The 19,069-nt window shown below is 72.4% G+C and carries 20 protein-coding genes and 1 tRNA gene; 9 read left to right on the top strand and 12 right to left on the bottom strand.

From position 1 onward, the window contains the following. Window positions 1–39: 39 nt before the first annotated feature. Together LUW87_RS16140 and ligD are read right to left on the bottom strand one after the other, a co-directional pair. On the bottom strand, window positions 40–1,320 hold the full coding sequence (locus LUW87_RS16140; RefSeq protein WP_232672233.1) for an MFS transporter: 1,281 nt from the start codon (window positions 1,318–1,320) through the stop codon (window positions 40–42). After that, complete coding sequence (ligD, locus tag LUW87_RS16135; RefSeq protein ID WP_232672232.1) at window positions 1,317–2,330, bottom strand: non-homologous end-joining DNA ligase; 1,014 nt, start codon at window positions 2,328–2,330, stop codon at window positions 1,317–1,319. Before ligD ends, LUW87_RS16140 begins: the two co-directional genes overlap by 4 nt. A gap of 67 nt (window positions 2,331–2,397) precedes the next feature. Between ligD and LUW87_RS16130 the strand changes: the two genes are divergently transcribed. Then, window positions 2,398–2,871 (top strand): pyridoxamine 5'-phosphate oxidase family protein, encoded by a 474-nt coding sequence (locus LUW87_RS16130; RefSeq protein WP_232672231.1) that lies wholly within the window; start codon window positions 2,398–2,400, stop codon window positions 2,869–2,871. A gap of 9 nt (window positions 2,872–2,880) precedes the next feature. Beyond that, the gene (locus LUW87_RS19380) at window positions 2,881–4,419 is read left to right on the top strand and encodes a bifunctional aminoglycoside phosphotransferase/ATP-binding protein (protein ID WP_232672230.1); all 1,539 of its coding nucleotides are present in this window, start codon (window positions 2,881–2,883) and stop codon (window positions 4,417–4,419) included. Here LUW87_RS19380 and LUW87_RS16120 read toward each other — a convergent pair. Then, a complete protein-coding gene (locus tag LUW87_RS16120) occupies window positions 4,409–5,542 on the bottom strand; it encodes a GAF domain-containing sensor histidine kinase (protein ID WP_232672229.1) in 1,134 nt (377 codons plus the stop codon). The genes LUW87_RS19380 and LUW87_RS16120 overlap by 11 nt on opposite strands. A 96-nt stretch (window positions 5,543–5,638) precedes the next feature. Between LUW87_RS16120 and LUW87_RS16115 the strand changes: the two genes are divergently transcribed. Then, entirely contained in the window at window positions 5,639–6,292 is a 654-nt protein-coding gene (locus tag LUW87_RS16115) for a response regulator (RefSeq protein WP_346742579.1), read from the top strand. Window positions 6,293–6,309: 17 nt separating this feature from the next. On the opposite strand, the gene LUW87_RS16110 is transcribed toward LUW87_RS16115, so the two are convergent. The 4 genes from LUW87_RS16110 to LUW87_RS16095 form a co-directional block, all read right to left on the bottom strand. Further along, entirely contained in the window at window positions 6,310–8,706 is a 2,397-nt protein-coding gene (locus tag LUW87_RS16110) for an HAD-IC family P-type ATPase (RefSeq protein ID WP_232672228.1), read from the bottom strand. 71 nt (window positions 8,707–8,777) lie between these two features. Then, window positions 8,778–9,203 carry a universal stress protein gene (locus LUW87_RS16105; protein WP_232672227.1) on the bottom strand — a complete coding sequence of 142 codons (426 nt, stop codon included), beginning with the start codon at window positions 9,201–9,203 and terminating at the stop codon, window positions 8,778–8,780. A gap of 74 nt (window positions 9,204–9,277) precedes the next feature. Further along, entirely contained in the window at window positions 9,278–10,057 is a 780-nt protein-coding gene (locus tag LUW87_RS16100) for a ribosome hibernation promotion factor (RefSeq protein WP_232672226.1), read from the bottom strand. A gap of 125 nt (window positions 10,058–10,182) precedes the next feature. Further along, the gene (locus LUW87_RS16095) at window positions 10,183–10,650 is read right to left on the bottom strand and encodes a universal stress protein (RefSeq protein WP_232672225.1); all 468 of its coding nucleotides are present in this window, start codon (window positions 10,648–10,650) and stop codon (window positions 10,183–10,185) included. A gap of 134 nt (window positions 10,651–10,784) precedes the next feature. On the opposite strand from LUW87_RS16095, the gene LUW87_RS16090 reads away from it, so the two are divergent. Then, window positions 10,785–11,216 carry a pyridoxamine 5'-phosphate oxidase family protein gene (locus tag LUW87_RS16090; RefSeq protein ID WP_232672224.1) on the top strand — a complete coding sequence of 144 codons (432 nt, stop codon included), beginning with the start codon at window positions 10,785–10,787 and terminating at the stop codon, window positions 11,214–11,216. Window positions 11,217–11,356: 140 nt separating this feature from the next. Here the strand turns inward: LUW87_RS16090 and LUW87_RS16085 are convergent, their stop codons facing one another. After that, window positions 11,357–12,802, bottom strand: coding sequence for a multicopper oxidase domain-containing protein (locus tag LUW87_RS16085; RefSeq protein ID WP_232672223.1), 1,446 nt, complete (start codon window positions 12,800–12,802; stop codon window positions 11,357–11,359). Between the two features lie 185 nt (window positions 12,803–12,987). Here LUW87_RS16085 and LUW87_RS16080 point away from each other — a divergent pair, with 185 nt between their 5' ends. Both LUW87_RS16080 and LUW87_RS19375 read left to right on the top strand, forming a co-directional pair. Next, window positions 12,988–13,557, top strand: a complete 570-nt coding sequence (locus LUW87_RS16080) for a disulfide oxidoreductase (RefSeq protein WP_232672222.1) — start codon at window positions 12,988–12,990, stop codon at window positions 13,555–13,557. Further along, entirely contained in the window at window positions 13,554–14,288 is a 735-nt protein-coding gene (locus LUW87_RS19375; RefSeq protein WP_232672221.1) for a TlpA family protein disulfide reductase, read from the top strand. The genes LUW87_RS16080 and LUW87_RS19375 overlap by 4 nt, the downstream gene beginning before the upstream one ends. 55 nt (window positions 14,289–14,343) lie before the next feature. Here LUW87_RS19375 and queD read toward each other — a convergent pair whose 3' ends face one another. After that, entirely contained in the window at window positions 14,344–14,700 is a 357-nt protein-coding gene (gene queD / locus LUW87_RS16070) for a 6-carboxytetrahydropterin synthase QueD (RefSeq protein WP_232672220.1), read from the bottom strand. A 415-nt stretch (window positions 14,701–15,115) separates the two neighbouring features. Between queD and LUW87_RS16065 the strand changes: the two genes are divergently transcribed. Then, on the top strand, window positions 15,116–15,382 hold the full coding sequence (locus tag LUW87_RS16065; protein ID WP_232672219.1) for a potassium channel family protein: 267 nt from the start codon (window positions 15,116–15,118) through the stop codon (window positions 15,380–15,382). A 23-nt stretch (window positions 15,383–15,405) separates the two neighbouring features. Here LUW87_RS16065 and LUW87_RS16060 read toward each other — a convergent pair. Next, window positions 15,406–15,478, bottom strand: a tRNA-Lys gene (locus LUW87_RS16060). A 155-nt stretch (window positions 15,479–15,633) separates the two neighbouring features. On the opposite strand from LUW87_RS16060, the gene LUW87_RS16055 reads away from it, so the two are divergent. Together LUW87_RS16055 and LUW87_RS16050 are read left to right on the top strand one after the other, a co-directional pair. Beyond that, window positions 15,634–16,311, top strand: coding sequence for a class I SAM-dependent methyltransferase (locus LUW87_RS16055; RefSeq protein WP_232672218.1), 678 nt, complete (start codon window positions 15,634–15,636; stop codon window positions 16,309–16,311). Window positions 16,312–16,400: 89 nt separating this feature from the next. After that, complete coding sequence (locus LUW87_RS16050; RefSeq protein WP_232672217.1) at window positions 16,401–17,765, top strand: ABC1 kinase family protein; 1,365 nt, start codon at window positions 16,401–16,403, stop codon at window positions 17,763–17,765. A 13-nt stretch (window positions 17,766–17,778) separates the two neighbouring features. Here LUW87_RS16050 and LUW87_RS16045 read toward each other — a convergent pair whose 3' ends face one another. Together LUW87_RS16045 and LUW87_RS16040 are read right to left on the bottom strand one after the other, a co-directional pair. Beyond that, on the bottom strand, window positions 17,779–18,405 hold the full coding sequence (locus tag LUW87_RS16045) for a M48 metallopeptidase family protein (RefSeq protein ID WP_232672216.1): 627 nt from the start codon (window positions 18,403–18,405) through the stop codon (window positions 17,779–17,781). A gap of 18 nt (window positions 18,406–18,423) precedes the next feature. Further along, window positions 18,424–19,014 (bottom strand): histidine phosphatase family protein, encoded by a 591-nt coding sequence (locus tag LUW87_RS16040; RefSeq protein ID WP_232672215.1) that lies wholly within the window; start codon window positions 19,012–19,014, stop codon window positions 18,424–18,426. Between the last annotated feature and the right edge of the window lie 55 nt (window positions 19,015–19,069).

Raw genomic sequence — 19,069 nt, 5'->3', positions numbered from 1 at the left:
ACGCCGTCGACGGTCGGCCCCGGCCATCGGCATCGTCGTTCAGGCCGGGTCGGCGACGGCCTGGTCGCGGACGTGGACGGCGAAGCGCCAGCGGGCGAGGAGCAGGAACACCATCATCAGCGCCGCGGTGCCGCTGAACACGGTCGCCCGCCCGAACGCCTCGTACACCGCCGCCCCCCCGAGGGCCGCCAGCCCGGCCACCGCCAGGCCGGTGGCGCCGAGCAGCCCCTGGCCGCTGGCCAGCTGGTCGGGCGGGCTGGCGAGGGCCACGCCGACCTGGTTCGACGGAAGGGTGTAGGCGTCGGCGAGGGCGTGGACCCCCGAGATGACGATGAGCAACCACAACGGTCCGAAGCCGTAGACGAGGGTGCAGGCGGCTGCCACCGTGATGGAGACCGAGAGCACCGTGATGGGTCCTCGTTCCTGGGCGGCGCGACCTCCTCGGGGGGCGAAGAGCACCATCGGGATGGTGAACAAGCTGAGGGTCGCCCCGATGAGCCAGGTGGCGGCACCGAGGTCGCGTAGCAGCAACGACCAGAGGGCCTCGAACATCCCGATGGTGAGGTAGAACGCGATGGCGCCGGCCAGGGCGGCCTGGACGGCGGGTCGGGCCAGGAGGCTGCGCATGGCCCGGTGCGAGCGTTCTGTCTCGGCGGAGGTCAGGTCGATGCGGGCGAGGAGCACCAGCACGGCCCCGTACAGCACGATGAGGACACCGAAGGGCGCTCGTAGCCCCAGCAGCTCGGCGGCCGCGGCGGCCAGGAGGGGCCCGACCACGAAGCCGCCGACGTCGAAGGCGGCCTGGCGCCCGAGGTTGGCGCCGACGTTGGCCGGATCCCGGGTGATCACCAGGCGGCGGACGGCCGGACCGACCATGCCCGCCCCGAGCCCGAGCAGGAGACGGGCGCCGACCCACTGCCAGAGCTGGTCGGCGACCAGCATCCACCCCGAGGCCAGCGCAGCGATGGTGATGCCGGTGCGCACCATGGTGGCGGTGTGGCCGCGGTCGGCGAAGCGGGAGAGCCCCACCTGGCTGGCGAAGCCGGTGAGGAAGCCGGCGAAGGCGATGAGCCCGACGGCGGCGTCGTCGAACCCGAACTGGTCGCGGATGTCGGCGAGCAGCGTGAGGATGCTGCCGTAGCCGAGCGACATGGCGCCGGTGACGAGGAACAGCAGGGGCAGGGAGGTGGATCGGGCCCGCCGCACGGCGGGGTCGGTCGGTGCGGTCGGCGCGCCGTCGGTGAGGGCGGAGGAGCCGGGATCGGACTCGGCCGCCTCGTCGCCTCCTGGCCCGGCGGTGTGGTGGCGGTCGGTGCTCACGGGGTACGTCCGATCGTGGAGGGGTCCTTGTCGGTGCGCCAGCCGAGGAACGAGGGGTGGCGCAGGACTCCGTCGCGGGTCCATTCGGCATGGGCCACCTCGGCCACGAGCGTCGGATCCACCCAGCGGGCGAGGCGGGCCACCGGAGCGGGGGGAGGCGGATCGAAGGGGCAGTTGGGTCGCTGCCGGCGCTCGAGCTCGGTCAGGGTGGTGATCAGGTCGCGCTGGCGAAAGCCTGTGCCCACCCGTCCGGCGTAGCGCAGGGGACCGGCCGGCTCTGCACCGTGCGCCGGTGGATCCCGGTAGCCGACCAGCACGGCGCCGAAGGTCGAGACCCGACCTCCTTCGCCGGGGAGCCAACCCCCGACCACCAGCTCCTGGTGGAGGCGCACCTTGATCTTGCGCCAGGCCGACGAACGGCTGCCGGCCACGTAGGGGCTGTCGATCCGCTTGGCCACCACGCCCTCGAGGCCCTGGCGGCGCACCGCGTCGAGGAGGAGCTCGCCGTCGCCGCGCTGGCTGGGGCCGACCCGCCAGTTGGGGCCGGCCTCGAGGAGCTCCTCGAGCCGGCTCCGGCGGTCTCGGTAGGGGTGGTCGAGGAGGGGCTGATCGTCCACCGACACCACGTCGAAGACGATGTACTGCACGCTCTGGCGCGCCGCCGCCCGCTGGACCGCACCGGGGGTGGTGGCCTGGATGCGGGGCTGGAGCAGGCCGAACTCGGGCCGGCCAGAGGTGGGATCGAGGGCCACCACCTCGCCGTCGAGCACGACGGACCCGGCCTCGTGCACCGCGCCGGGGAGGCCGGCCAGCTCCGGGAAGCGGTCGGTCGCGTCGGACCCGCTGGCCGACCACAGCCGCAGCGCCCCTTCGTCGCCACCGGGCGTGGCCGCTCGGACCTCGGCGACGACGCGCATGCCGTCCCACTTGACCTCGAACGCCCAGCGGTCGTCGTCGGGGGGCAGTTGGTCGGTGGCGACCGCTTTCATCGGCACCACCGGAGCGGGCATGGCGATGACAGTACCGGGGTCGTTCGGCCCTAGTGGGCTTCGTGGGGACGCCGCCAGCATTGACCCCATGGAGCTGGACCGCAACGGCCTCGAGGTGCTGGGACGAGAGGACTGCCTCGCCCTGCTGCGCACCGTCCCGGTGGGGCGCCTCGGCCTGTCGATGAATGCCCTGCCCGTCGTGTTGCCGGTGAGCTTCGTCGTCGACCGGGAGCGTCTGGTCGTGCGCACGGCGCGAGGCACCAAGCTGGACGCCGCGTTGGCCGGGGCCGTGGTGGCGTTCGAGGCCGACGACTACGACGCCCGCACCGGCGATGCCTGGAGCGTGCTGGTACGGGGTTCGACGGCCGTGTTGGGCGAACCGCCCGAGCAGCCGCCACCGGTGGGGGACCGAGCCCTCTGGGTCGGCGACACCGCCGACCAGTGGGTGACCATCAGCACCGAGCTGGTGAGCGGCCGGCGCTTCTGGCGTCAGCCCGGTCACGGCGACGGTCGCGGCGCCCACCAGAGCATGCCGGCCGTCACCGCGACCGGCCCGACCTGAGCCGCCGCGGTGGCCCCGCGTCCGGCGGCCGGCTGGGTGGGCCCGGCGGCCGTGGTCGAGACCCACATCTCCGTGCTCACGTTCGTCGGTGATCGCGTCTACAAGCTCAAGAAGCCGGTCCACTTCGACTTCTTGGACTTCCGCCGTCGCGAGCAGCGCCGTGAGGCGTGCCACCGGGAGGTCCAGGTCAACCGCCGTCTGAGCCCCGACGTGTACCTGGGGGTCCTCGACGTGGTCGACGCCGAGGGCCGCCTACGCGACCACCTCGTCGAGATGGTCCGCCTGCCTCCCGATCGCCGCCTCGCCACGCTGGTGACCGACGACGACCCGGGCCTGGCCGAGGGGCTCGACGCGCTGGCACGCACGATCGCCGACTTCCATGCCGACGCCCGCCGGGGTCCGACCCTCCAGGTCGACGCCGGCCACGCGGCGGCCACCACCGCCCTCGAGCGCGAGCTGGAAGAGCTGCGGGCCGGGGCCGAGGGCGACGCGCCCGTCCTCGACCCGGCGGTGCTGGCCGAGGTGGCCGGGGCGGCTCGGCGCTGGTTGGCGGGCCGGGCCCCGCTGTTCGCCGAGAGGGCCTCCGGGGGGCACGTCGTGGACGGTCACGGTGACCTCCAGGCCGAGGACGTCTTCTGCCTCGACGACGGCCCCCGGGTGCTCGACAGCATCGAGTTCTCCGATCGCCTCCGCCACGTCGACGTCTGGGACGACGTGGCCTTCCTGGTGATGGACCTGCAGCGGCTGGGTCGAGCCGACCTCGGCGAGGCCTTCGCTGATGCCTACCGCCGCTACTCCGGCGACCGGGCCCCGGCCTCGCTGGTGGCGTTCTTCGCCGCCCGGCGGGCGCTGATCCGCGCCAAGGTGCTGGCTCTGCGCGCCCGTCAGCTCGACGCCGGGACGGCGCAGGCGGCGGCCACCGAGCAGGCCCGCGCCCTGGTCGACCTGGCCCGCCGGGACCTGGCCGCCGCCGAGGTGCGCCTGGTGCTGGTGGGGGGTCTGCCCGGCACCGGCAAGTCGACCGTGGCCGAGGTCCTCAGCACCGAGACCGACGCGATCGTGTTGGGTTCCGATCTCACCCGCAAGGAACGCGCCGGGATCCCCGGGGACCGGCCGGCCCCGGCCGGGTACCGAGAGGGCCTCTACGACCCCGCCACCACCTCGGCGACCTACGACGCCATGCTCGACCGCGCTCGGGTGGCTCTCGGACGGGGCACCACGGTCGTCCTCGACGCATCCTGGAGCGACGAGGCCCACCGCCGGGCCGCTCGTCGTCTCGCCGCGGAGGCCGAGGTCGACCTGGTCGAGGTGCGCTGCGTCTGCCCGGCGGAGGTGGCGGCCACGCGCATCCGGTCCCGCCGGGCCGCGGGCGGCGGGGCGTCCGACGCCGACGAGGCGGTGGCCTCTGCCATGGCGGCCGACACCGACGACTGGCCCGAGGCCCTGGTGCTCGACACCGATGCGCCGATCGACCATGTCGTGGCCCGGGCGGTGACCCTGGTGCAGCGGGGCGCCGAGGTCGGGGGGAGCCCGGAACTCAGGGGCTGAGCGGGACGCGCCACTCGAGGGTGGTGCCACCGTCGACTCCGTGGTCGACGGCCATGGAGCCGCCGAGGCGCTCGGCCCGGTGGCGGAGGTTGCCCAGCCCGTTGCCGTCGGCTCGGCGCTCGAGGGGCACGCCGACCCCGTCGTCGATCACGGTGAGGGTGAGGGTGTCGTCGCCGACGCGCACCCGGATGTCGACCGCCGAGGCCTCGGCGTGCTTCACGACGTTGGTCGCGGCTTCGCGGACCACGGCCACGAGCTGGTCGGCCACTCCTTCGGGCACGGTGAGGTCGACCGGTCCCTCGAAGCGCACCACGGCTTCGAGGGACGTGGACTCGGTGGTCTCGGTGACCAGGTCGAGGACCTCTCGGCGGATGCTGCGTCCGGGGATGCGGTCGCGCTGCAGCTCGAAGATGGTGGTGCGGATGTGGCGCACCGTGTCGTCGAGGTCGTCGACGGCATGGGCCAGCCGTTCGGCCATGGCGGAGTCGGAGGTGCGGGCCGCGGCGCTCTGCAGCGCCAGGCCGGTGGCGAAGAGCCGTTGGATGACGGTGTCGTGGAGCTCGCGGGCGATGCGCTCGCGATCCTCGACCACCCGCAGCCGCCCCACCTGGTCGTGGAGCCGGGCGGTCTCGACCGCGACCCCGGCCGCGGCCGCCAGGCCGACGGCCAGCTCCTCGTCGACGTCGGTGAACGCGGCGCCGTCGGCCTTCTCGGTGAGGTACAGGTTTCCGAACACCGCGCCGCGCACGCGGATGGGGACGCCGAGGAACGTCGTCATCGGCGGGTGGTTGGGCGGGAAGCCGTAGCTGTCGGGGTGGGCGGTGAGGTCGGGGAGCCGGATGGGGCGGGGGTCGACGATCAACAGCCCGAGGATCCCGTGGCCCTGGGGGAGGGGCCCGATGGCGGCCTCGGCCTCCTCGTCGAGACCGGTGGTGAGGAACTCCGAGAGGCCCGTGCCGGTCTCGTCGAGGACTCCCAGGGCGCCGTACCGGGCCCCCACCAGCACGGTGGCGGCGTCGACGATGCGCCGCAGCACGACCGGGAGGCTGAGCTCGGAGCCGACGCTGTTGATGGCGTCGAGGAGGTGCTGCAGCTCCTTGTGGTCGACGCTCGGCGTGGGCATGCGGGGATGCTACCGGTGGGTCACCGGACGCTCCCAGGCCGCTCCCGGTCGGCACCGCATGCCGGTCGGCGGCCCGCCAGCAGGCAGAATGGCCTCGTGACCATCAAGGTGTTCCTCCTCGACGACCACGAGATCGTCCGCCGTGGGCTGCGCGAGCTGCTCGAAGCTGCGGGCGACATCGAGGTCGTGGGCGAGGCCGGCACGGCCGAGGAAGCGCTGCGCCGGGTGCCGGCCGCGGCGCCCGAGGTGGCCGTGCTCGACGTGCGGCTCCCCGACGGCGACGGTGTGCAGGTCTGCCGCGACATCCGCTCCAAGATGCCGGAGGTGCAGTGCCTGATGCTGACCTCCTACGCCGACGACGAGGCCCTGTTCGACGCCATCATGGCCGGGGCCGCCGGCTACCTCCTCAAGCAGATCCGGGGCACGGAGCTGGTGGAGGCCATCCGCAAGGTGGCGGCAGGGCAGTCGTTGCTCGACCCCGGGGTCACCGCCAAGGTGCTCGAGCGCCTGCGCACCGGGTCCGGCGAGGACGAGAAGCTCGAGCACCTCACCGACCAGGAACGACGCATCCTGGATCTGTTGGCCGAGGGCCTCACCAACCGCGAGATCGCCGACCGCATGTTCCTCGCCGAGAAGACGGTGAAGAACTACGTGTCGAACCTCCTGGCCAAGATGGGCATGCAGCGTCGCACGGAGGCGGCCGTCTACGCGGCACGGCTCAACGAACGGCATCGGCGCAGCGTCGAGTAGGCGCGCTCGGTGCAGGGTCAGACGTCGTGGGGGGCGTTGGCCGGTGGCGGAGCCCAGCCGCTCAGGTGCCAGCCGATTTGGAGGAGCCCCCCGGCGATGGCGCCGATCCCCACCGCGGCGGCGATGGTCATGGCATCCGGGAGGACGAGGGCGAAGAAGTCCTGCGAGAACGGCACCGCGAGCGCGACGACGAAGAGCAGCCCCATGGCGACCACCAGCCCTCCGCGCCAACTGGTGAGGGGGCGGCTGAGGAACCCCAGCACCCAGAGGGCGACGACGAACAGCACGATCACGGCCACCGTGCGGGCCTCGGCCAGGTCGTCGTCGGAGCCGTCTCGCGCCACGAGGTAGGCGGCGAAGGTGGCGATGGCGGCGACCACGCCGGCGGGGATGGCGAAGCGCAGCACCCGGCCCAGGAACCCCGGTCGGGCCAGCCGGCTGTTCGGCGCCAGCGCGAGGAAGAAGCCGGGGATCCCGATCGTGAGCGTCGAGATGATGGTGAAGTGGCGTGGGAGGAACGGGAAGGGGAGCTGCCCCACGCCGGTGGCCAGAGCCAGGCTCATGGCGTAGAAGCTCTTGGTGAGGAAGAGGTTGGCCACCCGCTCGACGTTGGCGATGACGCGTCGACCCTCGGCCACGACCGACGGGAAGACGGAGAAGTCGTTGGCCAACAGGACGAAGCGGGCCACGGCCCGAGCGGCCGCGGAACCCGAGCCCATGGCCACGCCGATGTCCGCGTCCTTGAGGGCGAGGGTGTCGTTCACCCCGTCGCCGGTCATGGCCACGGTGTGGCCCCTGCTCTGCAGGGCGTGCACCATCGCTCGCTTCTGCTGAGGGGTGACCCGCCCGAACACCGAGTGGGACTCGAGGATCTCGGCCAGCGCTTCCTGGTCGTCGTCGGGTAGGTCGCGGGCGTCGACGGGCTCGTGGGCCCCGGGCACGCCCACCCGCTCGGCCACTGCGCCCACCGTGATCGGGCTGTCGCCGGAGATCACCTTGACGGCCACGCCCTGCTCGCCGAAGTAGGCGATGGTGGCGGGAGCGGACTCGCGGAGCTGCTCGTCGAGGACGACGAGCGCGGTGGGTTCGAGCACCGCCGGCAGCTGCTCCCCCGTGAGCCCTCCCGGTGCCTGGGTGAGGAGGAGGACCCGTCGGCCACGGCTCGCATAGTGCTCGAGGCGCTCGCTCGCCTCGTTCGCGGCGTGGCCGTCGGGGGCCCGCGTCAGGAGGATGTCGGGAGCGCCGAGGAACCACGCGCCGTGGTCGGTGAAGGCCGCCGCGCTCCACTTGCGGGCCGACGAGAACGGCACCAGATCGTCGATGGTCCACCCGGGCGGCCGGTCGTAGGCCGCCACGATGGCGGCCAGGCTGGGGTTCGGATGGTCGTCGGCCGCGCCCATGGCCGCGAGCACGGCGCCCGTGTCGGGCTGGGTCGAACCCGAGTCGCCGCTCAGGTGCTCGACCGTGGCGAGGGTGAGGGCACCCTCGGTGAGGGTGCCGGTCTTGTCGAGGCAGATCACGTCGACCCGGGCCAGCCCTTCGATGGCCGCCAGCTCCTGCGTGAGCACCTTCTTGCCGGCCAGCCGGGTGGCACCCACGGCGAAGGCGATGCTGGTGAGCAGGATCAGCCCCTCGGGGACCATGGCGCCGAGACCGGCGACCGACCCCTGCACCGCGGCCACGACACCGACGTCGGCGGCGATCTGGGCCGTCACCAGCAGCACGGCCGTCGGTGCCATCAGCCAGCTGAGCATCTTGATGATCCGGTCGATGCCGGATCGCAGCTCGCTCTTGACCAGCGAGAAGCGACGGGCCTCGCTGGAGAGCTTGAACGCGTAGGCCTCGCTGCCGACGTTCGTCGCTCGGATGCTCCCACTCCCGGCCACGACGAAGCTGCCCGACATCACACCGTCACCGATCCCCTTGTCGACGGGGTCGGCCTCTCCCGTGAGCAGCGATTCGTCGATCTCCAGGCCGGTCTCGAGGAGCACCTCCCCGTCGACGGCGATCTGGTCACCGAGCTGGAGCACGATGAGGTCGTCGGCCACCAGGTCCTTGGAGGGGATCTCGATGACCTCGCCGTCGCGCCGCACCCGGGACCGGGGGGCGTTGAGGACGGCCAGCCGATCCAGTGATCGCTTGGCCCTGACTTCCTGCACGATGCCGATGAGGGCGTTGAGCACCAGGACGATGCCGAACAGGCCGTCACGGAACTGCCCGACGGCCAGGATCACGACGAGGAGCGAGCCCAGCAGGAAGTTGAAGGGGGTGAAGACGTTGGCCCGGACGATCTGGGCCACTGTCCGGCTGGTCGGATCCGGGACGTCGTTGGTCAGTCCGGCGGCCCGCCGCTCGGCCACCTCCGCCGCGGTGAGTCCCTCCAGGCGCGTCGGATCCCCTGCCACCGCAGTCATGCCTTGTGTCTAGTGCACGGTGGTCCACCCCGGGCCGACCCGGGCCAGGGTGACGGGTCGTCCGTCGGTGGTCAGTGGCGGACGACGACGACCGGGCAGGGCGCGTGGCTCACGACGTGCTGGCTGACCGAGCCGAGGAGCATGCCGGTGAAGCCGCCGTGACCCCGGCTGCCCACGACGAGCAGGTCGGCACCGTCGGCCGCCTCGAGCAGCGCGGCGGCCGCCGCCCCTTCGGCGACCACGGTCTCGATCTCGACGTCGTCGGTCGCGGCCACGCCCTCCTCGTCGAGCACCTGGCGCAGGGCGGCCTCGGCCTCCTGGCTCAGGTCCTCGATGGGGGGCAGGGCCCCGAACGCCGGCAGGGTGGTGAGCACCGGGTACTGCCACACGGTCACCACCACGAGGGGACAACGGCGCAACCCGGCTTCCTGGTGGGCCCACCGCAACGCGGCACGTGACCCCTCCGAGGCGTCCACCCCGACCACGATCTTGCTCATCGTCGCGCTCCTCCCGGCTCGTCGTCCCAGGCCCGAGTTCGGGCGCTGGGACGACTCCGTGTCGTCGATACCGGTCAGGCCGGCGTGATCAGACCGTAGTGACCGTCGTAGCGGCGGTAGACCACCTGGCCCGAACCGGTCTCAGCGTCGACGAAGAACACCATGCGCTCGTGGCCCACATCGAGGCGTTCCTCGGCCTCGGGCAGGGTGAGCTCCGGCGCCGGGGGGCCGATGGCGATCGACTCGTGGCAGTCCGCGGGCCGATCGGTGCGACCGCCCACCTGCTGCAGCTCGAGGCCACCGTCGTCGAGGACGTGCAGGACGGCCTCGGCGCCGGTGTGGACTTCGGTGAACAGGTAGAAGTCGTGGCCCAGCAGCTCGAGATCGAGGCCGGCCTCGTCGGTCGTCATGGGATCGAGCGCGAAGGTCTTGTGGCGGACGACCTCACGGTCCTCGACCGGCCGGTCGAAGTAGTCGGGTCGGCGGGTGGGTTCGCTGCCGTGGCGCCACTCGCCTTCGGCGGACACCGGCCGCTCCGCGCCCGGCTCCTGGCGTTCGGTGTGGCGCACCAGGTTGCGGCGGAGCCGGTTCTCGAGCAGGTCGGCGGCCTCCATGAGGTCGGCGCCGGCCACGTGGGCCCGCACCGGCTGCCCGTTCACGTCGAGGGTGGCCTCGGCGACGGCCGGGCGGGCCTGGGCGGGGTTGGCTTCGAGGGAGAGCTTCAGCTGGGCGAAGAGGATCGGCTTGCGGGTGAAGCGCCCGAGTTGGGTGATCTTCTCCACGGCGTACTCTCGTGCCGCCTGGGGGATCTCACCCCTGGTGGCCACGCTGACCTCGAGCTCTCGAACGTCCATGATGGTCCTTCCTCGGTGGGCCGGCGGGTCCGGCCCCGGGATCACAGGGGGAAGGCGTCCTCCCCTTGTGCTGCGAGCGTGCGTCACCGCGTGCACCGGCGGGAAGGGCGGAAGGTCCCGACTGCTCAGGTCGAGCGGACGGGCACCACGACCAGCGTGACGGTGGTGCGGCGCAGCAGCTCCTCGGCCACGCTACCCACCAGCAGGTGGTGCAGGCGCCCCCGACCGTGGCTGCCGATCACCAGGTGGCCGGCGCCCACGTCGTCGGCGACGCGGAGCAGCGTCTCGGCCGTGGGGCCCATGGCGAGGAGGGAGCGCACCGAGATCGTGGGGGCCAGGGCGTCGGTGCGCTCGGCCAGCTCGCGGAGAGCCCGGTGCTCGTCGGTGAGTTCGTCGGCTCGAGCGTCGCGGGTGTGGCGCTCGAAGTCCTCGGTGTCGTAGCCGACGAACGCCGGCTCTTCGGCCGCGGCGTGCACGAGCACGAGATCGCCGCCGGTCGCCGCCGCGATGGTGAGGCCCTCGCGCACCAGGCGGTCGGTGGGGTCGGCGAAGTCGACGGCCACGACGACGGCAGGACTGGGGTTGTCGGCCACGACCCCACCCTATGGGGCCGGGTTCGAGCGTCGGGCCGACTCTGGACGTTGGTCCCTGTCGGCCGACGGGATCGGTCTGCCACGATGGCCACACGAGACGGCGGGGACTGGCCCGCCCCGACGGAGGTGAAGCCATGCGACTCATCGATGCCCGCACCGGGATCGAGGTCATGGACCGTGCCGAGTGCCTCGAGTTGCTGGGCACCACCGACATCGGGCGCATCGCGGTGGTCGACGCCGGGCACCCGGTGATCTTCCCGGTGAACTACGCCATGGACGGCGAGCACATCGTGTTCCGCACCGCCCCGGGCACGAAGTTCGACGCCACGGTGCGGGGGACGCCGGTCGCGTTCGAGATCGACTGGACCGATCCCGGGAGCCGTGCGGCCTGGAGCGTGGTGGTCACCGGGTGGGCCCGGGTGGTGGAGACGCCCGAGGAGCTGGCTCGGGCCGAAGCCCTCGAGCTGCAGCCCTGGTCCGAGCACGACAAGCCCCACTTCGTGGCCGTGCACCCCGAGCGGGTGAGCGGTCGGCGTATCGTGCCGGCCGACGCCGCGTCCGGCTGACCCGCCCGGCCCGTCTCGCGGCCGCACGTCCCGGCGCGTCCTCGGCAGGGCTCCCGTCGGCTCCCGAGGGGAGGACGCGACGAGACCCCCGGCTCGGAGCCGGGGGCCTCGTCGTCTTCGGGGGAGTCCGCCCCCGGGCGTCAGGCCTCGGTGGCGTTCGGGTCGGTGACCACCAGGACCGTGACCATGTACTTGAGGCCTTCCTCGGTCTCGGCGTGGGTGAGGATGTGGCAGTGGTACGCCCAGATGCCGGCGTCCTCGGCCTCCGGCATGATCAGCACGGTGTAGCGCTCGCCCGGGCAGATGTTGACGGTGTCGGCCCAGTAGGGCTGGTCGAGCGGCCAGCTGTCCTTCTCGATCACCAGTTGGGGCACGCGGTGCAGGTGCATCGGGTGACAGCTCAGCCCCTCGTTGTGGTACGTGACCATGAGGGTCTCGCCGGCCGCCATGGCGATCGGGTCGGTCGCCGGGAAGCTCTTGCCGTTCAGGCTCAGGCCGATGGTGCCGGCGTCGTTGAGGACCATCGGGATGTGGCGGTCGACCTGGAGGTCGGCGGGGATGGTGCGCCCCGAGATGGTGCGCCCGGCCGGCAGGGGCACGTCGCCGATCTGGAACTGGCCGTACATGCCGTTGACGATGGTGTGGGCGCCGCCGTTGTGGGGGTGGTACATGCCCAGTTCGTGGTGGTCGGGGGTTGTGAACTCGTAGGTGAAGGTCTCCCCGGGCTCGACCATGGGCTGGGTGATGGGAGCCACGCCGTCCATGGGGAACGGTGCGGTGATGCCGTGCCAGTGGATGTCCTGACCGAGCGGCGTGTTGTTGATGAGGGTGACCCGCACGGTGTCGTTGGGCTCGATGCGGATCGACGGCCCGGGGATCATGCCGTTGTAGGCCCAGCCCTTGACCCACTTGCCGGGCTCGACCTCCCAGTCGATGAGCGACGCTTCGAGGGTGATCTCCTTGACCCCGTCGGGGCCGGCCTCGGGGCGCAGCAGCTCGTTGCCGCGGCCCTCGGTGGGCACACCGGTGCCGAACTCGGCGAAGGCGTCGAGGTACTCGTTGGCCCCGTCGATCATGGCCTTGTCCATGGCCGCGAAGTCGATCTCGGCGCTGCCTCCGTGGGCGGCGTCGGCCGTGCCCCCGGCGTCGGCTCCCACCGCCAGCTCGCCGGCGTCCGCGCCGGCCTCGGTCACCACGAGGGTGGCGACCATGCCGGCGGCCTCGTGGCCGGGGATGTCGCAGATCACCGTGTACTCGCCCGGGGACAGGTTCCCCAGGGAGAGCAGCTCGGACTGCCCGCCCACCAGGTCGCTCGTGCCGAGGCCCTGGTCGACCACGACCAGGTTGTGGGCCATCGAGCCGCCGTTGACGACGTTGAGGCTCCCGCCGGCGGGGGCGGTGATGATGGCGGGGGCGACGGCGAACTCGGTGAGGGTCACCGTCACCGGGGCGGCGGTGGCGACCGTGCTGGTGCTGGGGTCGTCGTTGACGACGACGACGATGCCCACTGCTGCGATCAGGAACGCCATCACGGCGGTCAATGACGCGAACACCGTGAACATGCTCCGGTCTTCGTTGGGGGCCATGGGACTCCTAGCGCTGAGGGGGTCGCCGTGCCGCCGAGGGCCGGCACGGTCGTTGCGCATCGTCGTCGGGGTACCGGGCCCCAGGCAGGGCCCGGAGACTGGGTCGTGAGGGGTCTTTGGTCCCGTCCTCGACGGCTGCGCGGCGCTGGGTGGCGGCCGGCGCGCCGTGCGAGGATGGCCGGGACATGACCGTCGACACCTTCTCGACCTTCTTCGCCCTGCTGGCCCTGCTGTCGATGGCGGGAGCCGTCGCCATCGCCGTGGGGGCGCTGGTGTGGCGGACCCGTCGCCCCGCGTGGCTGGTGAGCATCCGCGACGAGATCGGCCGTGCCGCGCTGTGGTTGGCCTGGATCGTGGCGACCGTCACCACCCTGGGGTCGCTGTACTACTCCAAGGTCGAGAACTACCTGCCGTGCGAGCTGTGCTGGTACCAGCGCATCGCCATCTACCCCTTCGCGGTCATCCTGGCCATCGCCGCCGTCCGCCGCGACGCCGCCGTCCGCGTCTACGCGGTGCCGGTGCTCGTCATCGGAGCGGTCATCTCGGCGTACCACACCTGGATCCAGGCCTACCCGCCCGCCTCCGACACGGCCTTCTGCACCGCCGACGCCCCCTGCACCGCCCGCTACGTGTGGGAGTTCGGCTTCGTCTCGTTGCCTTTCATGGCCCTTTCGGCCTCCCTCGTCATGATCGCCCTGCTCTTCGTGGCCCGCCCGACCTCACCGGCGAGCCCAGACCCCGGAGGTGCTCCGTGAGCAACCGTCCCTCTCGATCCACCTCGCACTCCGCCAAGGTGCACCAGGCGTCGCAGTCCGGACAGAACCGCAGTCCTGCGCTCTGGATCGCCTTGGCCGTCATCGTCGTCATCGCCGGTGTGGTCGCCGTGGCCGTGTCGCGATCCAGCACCGGGGGACCCGAGGGCGGCTCGGCGTCTCCGAGCGGCGGAACCGTGGTGCCCGAGGGCGACGTGGAGTTCGGCACCGTGGAGGTGCAGGGCACCGCGCTGCCCCCGGCGGCACGAGGAGGTGCCGATGCCGCGGCCGGCATGCCTCTGCCGACGGTCGAGGGAGAGATGTTCGACGGCTCGCCCATCACCATCACTCCCGCCGGCAAGCCCATGATCGTGCTGGGACTGGCCCACTGGTGCGGCAACTGCCAGGCCGAGGTGCCCCGCCTGCAGGAGTGGTTCGACGCCAACGGCATGCCCGACGACGTCGACGTGGTGGCCATGGCCACCGGTTCGAGTTCGAGCCAACTGAACTTCCCGCCCGGTGAGTGGCTGGTGCGGGAGGGGTGGAGCGTGCCCACCCTCGTCGACGACGAGGCCAGTACCGGCGGTGCCGCCTACGGCATCCAGGGCTTCCCCGCCTTCGTGGTCGTCGACAGCGAGGGCAACGTCGTCCAGCGGGTCAGCGGCGAGCTCAGCGTCGAGCAGTGGGAACTGGTCCTCGAGGCGGCCCGCACCGGCGTCGCCACCGCAGTCTGACCCTGGGCCTCCCGGGTTCCGGCCCGCCCGGGTCTCTGTCGACCTGTCGCCGGGTTCAGCTGGTCGGGCCCTCGTAGCGGCAGCCCGACGTGCACGTCTCGTGCACGTCGACCCGGGCCAGGCCGGGGAGCTCGAGACGGTCCCAGATCCAGATCGCCAACCGCTCGCTGGTGGGGTTCTCGAGGCCCTCGATCTCGTTGAGGTAGCGATGGTCGAGCTGGTCGTGCAGGGGGGCGAAGGCGGCCGTGAGGTCGGCGAAGTCCATGACCCAACCGGACTCCTCGCCGACGTCGCCTCGCACCCACACCGTGACCCGGAACGAGTGGCCGTGCAGACGACGGCACTTGTGCCCCTCCGGGACGTTGGGCAGCAGGTGGGCTGACTCGAAGCGGAACTGCTTGTGCAACAACATGGTTCTCGTCGCTGGTGTGGGGCCGGTCACGCTCGGCGCGCCCGGGTGGGACCGAAGCATCGAGGAGCGACGACGTCGCGGCTCCAGCGGCTCCAGCGGGGCTGATCGTAGAGCACGGCGAAATCCCTGGTCGACGGGCGGATGGCCCGACGAGACCCTCCGTTCGGGGGGTTGTCGGGCCCGTTCGCCCCCAGCGTGGAGCGATCGAAGCCAACGGCCGCCCACCCGCCTCCCGTCAGGCACCGGCCGGATGGCCAGCGGGCGCCGCCTCGACGGACCGCGCTCGGGTCGGCTCCTAGTGTGTCGACGGTGGCGGGCATCGACGACCCAACCCTGACGGCCGAGTACATCACGCCCCATCAGCGGCCTCGCCGCGAGAGACGGTCGACAGGTCCTGCGCAAGCACGCCGCGACCGTGGCCCTCAGCGCGGCCGGGCTGACCTGGATCTCGGCGGCCGTGGCCTTCACGATGGTGGAGGAGGTCGGGGAGGGCCAACGGCTCGGATCGTTCTTCGATGCCCTCTGGTGGTCGACCGTAACCATCACCACGGTCGGGTACGGCGACATCTACCCGGTCACCTCCGCCGGCCGGATCGTGGCCGGCTTGACGATGCTGGTGGGGATCAGCGCCTTCGCCGTGGTCACCGCCAAGGTGGCGTCGTTCCTCGCCCGGGACGAGTGAGGCTGCGCTCCGGTCTCCGGCGGTGCCCCTGGTGGGGATCGAACCCACGCTCTTCGGATTAAAAGTCCGCTGCCTTGACCGCTTGGCTACAGGGGCACGACGAGCCTACCGGTGGGGGTGCGGCGGCCTCGGTGGCGCGGCGGCGGGCGGTGGCCCACGAAGGGACCGGTAAGGGCGTGGCCACTACGTTGCGGTGCCAGATGGACACCTCCGCTCGGCGGCACCGCGTCCTCGACACGGAAGGAGACTCGATGCAGGGACCCCGCTCCCCGGCCGCCCAGCGGGCGCTGGGGCTCTACGCCGAGGCACCCATGGGGGCGCGCGTGCGCACCGCCGTGCGGTGGTGGACGGCACCCTTCGCCGCCCTCGAGCTCGAGGTGCCCCTGGCCGGCCCGGTGCTCGACCTCGGCTGCGGCGACGGGCTGTTCGCCGCCTACCTGGCCGTCGCCGGACGGGCCCGTCAGGTCGTGGGCACCGACATCGATCGCGACAAGGTCGCCGTGGCCCGACAGGCGGCCCGGCGCCTTCGCCCCGGCGAGGCCGAGCTGCACTTCGAGGCGGGCGACGGCCGCGTGCCGCGCCTCGACGGCGGCTGGCGCTCGATCGTCGTGGCCGACGTGCTCCACCTCCTCGGCGACGACGCCCGCCGAGCCCTGCTCGACGACTGCGTCGAGGCGCTCGCCCCTGGTGGGCTGTTGGTGATCAAGGAGGTCGACACCCGACCTCGCTGGAAGGCCCGTCTGGCCGCCGTGCAGGAGGTGGCGGCCACCCGGTTGTCGCGCACCACCGACGGCACCGGCGTGGACTCCGCCGAGCCCCGGGCCCTCGCCGCCCATCTCGAGGGTCAGGGCTGCACGACGATGGTGAAGCGCCTCGACCACGGCTACCCGCACCCCCACTGCCTGATCCTGGCCACCGCCCCCACATGAGCGATCCCGGCCGCCGCCCGGATCCCAGCGACCGCCCCCGCCCCTGGTCGATTCGGGGACGCCGTCGCGACCGGTCGGTATGGGGGGCCGTGACGCGTTCGCCACGCCGGGAGCGGTGGGACCGCCGGCTCCGGGTGGCCCGCCTCACCGCCCGCCGTGGTGCGCACCTGGCGGCGATGAAGGTGCGCGGGGCGCGCCTCGACGAGCGCCGCCGAGCCGAGCTCGAGGAGCGCTTCGTCGTCCGCAGCGCCGCCGACGTGGCCCGCGAGCTGGGTGAGATGAAGGGGGCGCTGATGAAGCTGGGCCAGATGGTGGGCTTCGCCGTCGACGGCCTGCCTCCCGAGGCCCAGGCCGCCTTCGCCCAGCTTCAACAGGACGTCCCGCCCATGGCGCCCAGCCTCGCCGAGCAGGTCGTGGTCGACGAGCTCGGGGCCCGCCCGGAGGAGCTGTTCCTCGACTGGGACCCGGTTCCCGTGGCCGCCGCATCGATCGGACAGGTCCATCGCGCCGTGATGCCCGACGGCCGGCGGGTGGCGGTCAAGGTGCAGTACCCGGGCGTCGACCGGGCCATCGCCCACGACCTCGATCAGGCCGACCGCCTCTACTCGTTGGCGGCGGCCGTGGCCCTGCCCGGCCTCGACACCCACGCGCTGGTCGACGAGCTACGGGCCCGAATGGCCGACGAGCTCGACTACCGACGCGAAGCGGACGCCCAGACCGGATTCGCCCGCCGCTACGCCGGACACCCCTTCGTGCGCATCCCCGAGGTGGTGCCCGAGCGGTCGGCGACCCGGGTGCTGACCTCGGAGTGGGTCGATGGCCTCACCTTCGACGAGTTCCGGGCCACGGCGTCGGCCGAGCTGCGCCAGCGGGCCGCCGAGGTGCTGTTCCGGTTCGTGCAGGGCTCCTTGCACGAGCACCGCGTCTTCAACGCCGACCCTCACCCGGGCAACTACCGCTTCCATCCCGACGGCACCGTCACCTTCCTCGACTTCGGCCTGGTGAAGGCCTTCGCCCCCGGCGAATGGGAGGCGCTGGCCCCCGCCATCGACCACGTGCTGGCCGTCGACGCGGCGGGCGTCACCGCGGCGATGGAGGCGGCCGGCTTCCTGCACCCGGGACACGGCCTCGATCCCGACCGCGTCTTCGACGTGGTGAGCGCGCCGTACCGCGCCTACCTGAGCGAGGAGTACACGTTCACCACCACCTACGTCGTGGACGCCCTGTCGACGTTGCTCGACGTGCGGGGACCCAACGCGGATGTCATCGCCGCGCTCGACATGCCGGCCAGCTTCGTGCTGCTCGACCGGGTGGTGTGGGGGATGAGCGCCATGCTGGGGCGCATGGAGGCCCGCAACCACTGGCGCTCCATCCTCCAGGAGTACCGCCACGGCGATGCTCCCTCCACCGCCATGGGTCGCGACGAAGCCCATTGGCGGGCGGGTCGCCGCTAGGCGAGCGGCCGCCTCACCCGAAGAGGGTGGTGGCGCCCGGACCGTGGCACTCGCCGTCGTCCGGGGCGTCGACGGCATCGGGTTCGTCGGCGTCGCACCACTGCGGCGCCGGACCGTCGGTGATCGTCGGGGCGCCGTAGGCCTGGGCCAGCAGGAACCCGTTGGCGCGTTCGAGCAGCGGGTAGCGGGCCTCGAGGGCCCGGAACGCCTTGGAGTGGTTGGGCTCGACCAGGTGGGCCAGCTCGTGCACGAGCACGCTGTCGGCGACGAACGTCGGCCACGGCTGGAGCCGGTGGGACAGACGGATCTCGCCGGTGGCCGGGGTGCACGATCCCCACCGACGCCGCTGGTTGGTCACCCAACGCACCGAGGTGGCTCGCGGCAGGTCGTAGCGGCGGGCCAGCGTGTCGGCGCGGGCCTGGAGGTCGGCGTCGCCGGTGTGCCCGGATCGGCCGCCGCGGCCGTAGCGGCGCTGGAAGCGCTGGGCGAAGTGGGCCGCCCACGCGGCGACCTCGTCGTCGGTGCTGTCGGCGGGCACCCGCAAGCGGATCCGTCCTTCGACGATCTCGGCGCCGACGGTCTTGCGACGTCGGGCGCTGCGGACGACCTCGACGGGGTACTCGTGGAACGGGACGGCCACCTCGGCCACCTCCCAGGATCAGATCTGGCTGGGGACGGTGAGCTCGTCGTCGTCGACGAGGACCAGTCGATCGCCGACCGTCAGCCGGTCGCCGTGGTGGGTGACCCAGCGGCCACCGAGGTTGGGCATGCGCTCCCACGGGAGCCCGGAGTCGTGCTCCACCGCGTTGATGACGCCGCCGTGGGTGAGCACCAGGACCTCGGCGCCCTCGTACTCGGCGGCGATGCGGCCCAGGGCGCCGTGCACCCGCACGACGAGGGTGTCCTGGTCCTCGTAGCCCTCCGGACGCCGACCGGTGTCGAGGAAGCCGGGCCAGCCGTCCTCGATCTCGGCGCGGGTGAGGCCCTGCCACTGGCCGGCATCGCGCTCGGCCAGGTCGGCCTCGACCACCACCGGCCCGACCCCGATCTGCTCGGAGATGATGCGGGCGGTGTCGAGGGCGCGTTGCAGCGGCGAGGCGCACACGACGTCGACCGAGCCGATGCGGGCGCTGGCGTGGAAGGCCTGCTGCCGGCCGAGGTCGGTGAGGGGCGGATCGGCCCGCCCCTGCCAGCGGCCGAGGGCGTTCCACTCCGATTGGCCGTGACGGACGAGGAGCATCTGGGTCATCGGGTCCGACGGTACTCGCCGCTCGCGACAGCCCTGGTGCGCCCCCGGGGCTTCG

The sequence above is a fragment of the Rhabdothermincola salaria genome (assembly GCF_021246445.1).
GTDB lineage: Bacteria > Actinomycetota > Acidimicrobiia > Acidimicrobiales > Acidimicrobilacustridaceae > Rhabdothermincola_A > Rhabdothermincola_A salaria.
The sequence above is the reverse complement of the archived record's forward strand: the minus strand, read 5'-3'. Positions and strand labels throughout refer to the sequence as shown.

Bases quoted from the DNA above. Each gene is read 5' to 3' on its own strand.
- LUW87_RS16110 (WP_232672228.1), bottom strand. From the start codon at position 8,706: ATGACTGCGGTGGCAGGGGATCCGACGCGCCTGGAGGGACTCACCGCG.
- queD (WP_232672220.1), bottom strand. From the start codon at position 14,700: ATGTTGTTGCACAAGCAGTTCCGCTTCGAGTCAGCCCACCTGCTGCCC.
- LUW87_RS16085 (WP_232672223.1), bottom strand. From the start codon at position 12,802: ATGGCCCCCAACGAAGACCGGAGCATGTTCACGGTGTTCGCGTCATTG.
- LUW87_RS16105 (WP_232672227.1), bottom strand. From the start codon at position 9,203: ATGAGCAAGATCGTGGTCGGGGTGGACGCCTCGGAGGGGTCACGTGCC.
- ligD (WP_232672232.1), bottom strand. From the start codon at position 2,330: ATGCCCGCTCCGGTGGTGCCGATGAAAGCGGTCGCCACCGACCAACTG.
- LUW87_RS16080 (WP_232672222.1), top strand. From the start codon at position 12,988: ATGACCGTCGACACCTTCTCGACCTTCTTCGCCCTGCTGGCCCTGCTG.
- LUW87_RS16055 (WP_232672218.1), top strand. From the start codon at position 15,634: ATGCAGGGACCCCGCTCCCCGGCCGCCCAGCGGGCGCTGGGGCTCTAC.
- LUW87_RS16130 (WP_232672231.1), top strand. From the start codon at position 2,398: ATGGAGCTGGACCGCAACGGCCTCGAGGTGCTGGGACGAGAGGACTGC.
- LUW87_RS16040 (WP_232672215.1), bottom strand. From the start codon at position 19,014: ATGACCCAGATGCTCCTCGTCCGTCACGGCCAATCGGAGTGGAACGCC.
- LUW87_RS16100 (WP_232672226.1), bottom strand. From the start codon at position 10,057: ATGGACGTTCGAGAGCTCGAGGTCAGCGTGGCCACCAGGGGTGAGATC.
- LUW87_RS16090 (WP_232672224.1), top strand. From the start codon at position 10,785: ATGCGACTCATCGATGCCCGCACCGGGATCGAGGTCATGGACCGTGCC.
- LUW87_RS16120 (WP_232672229.1), bottom strand. From the start codon at position 5,542: ATGCCCACGCCGAGCGTCGACCACAAGGAGCTGCAGCACCTCCTCGAC.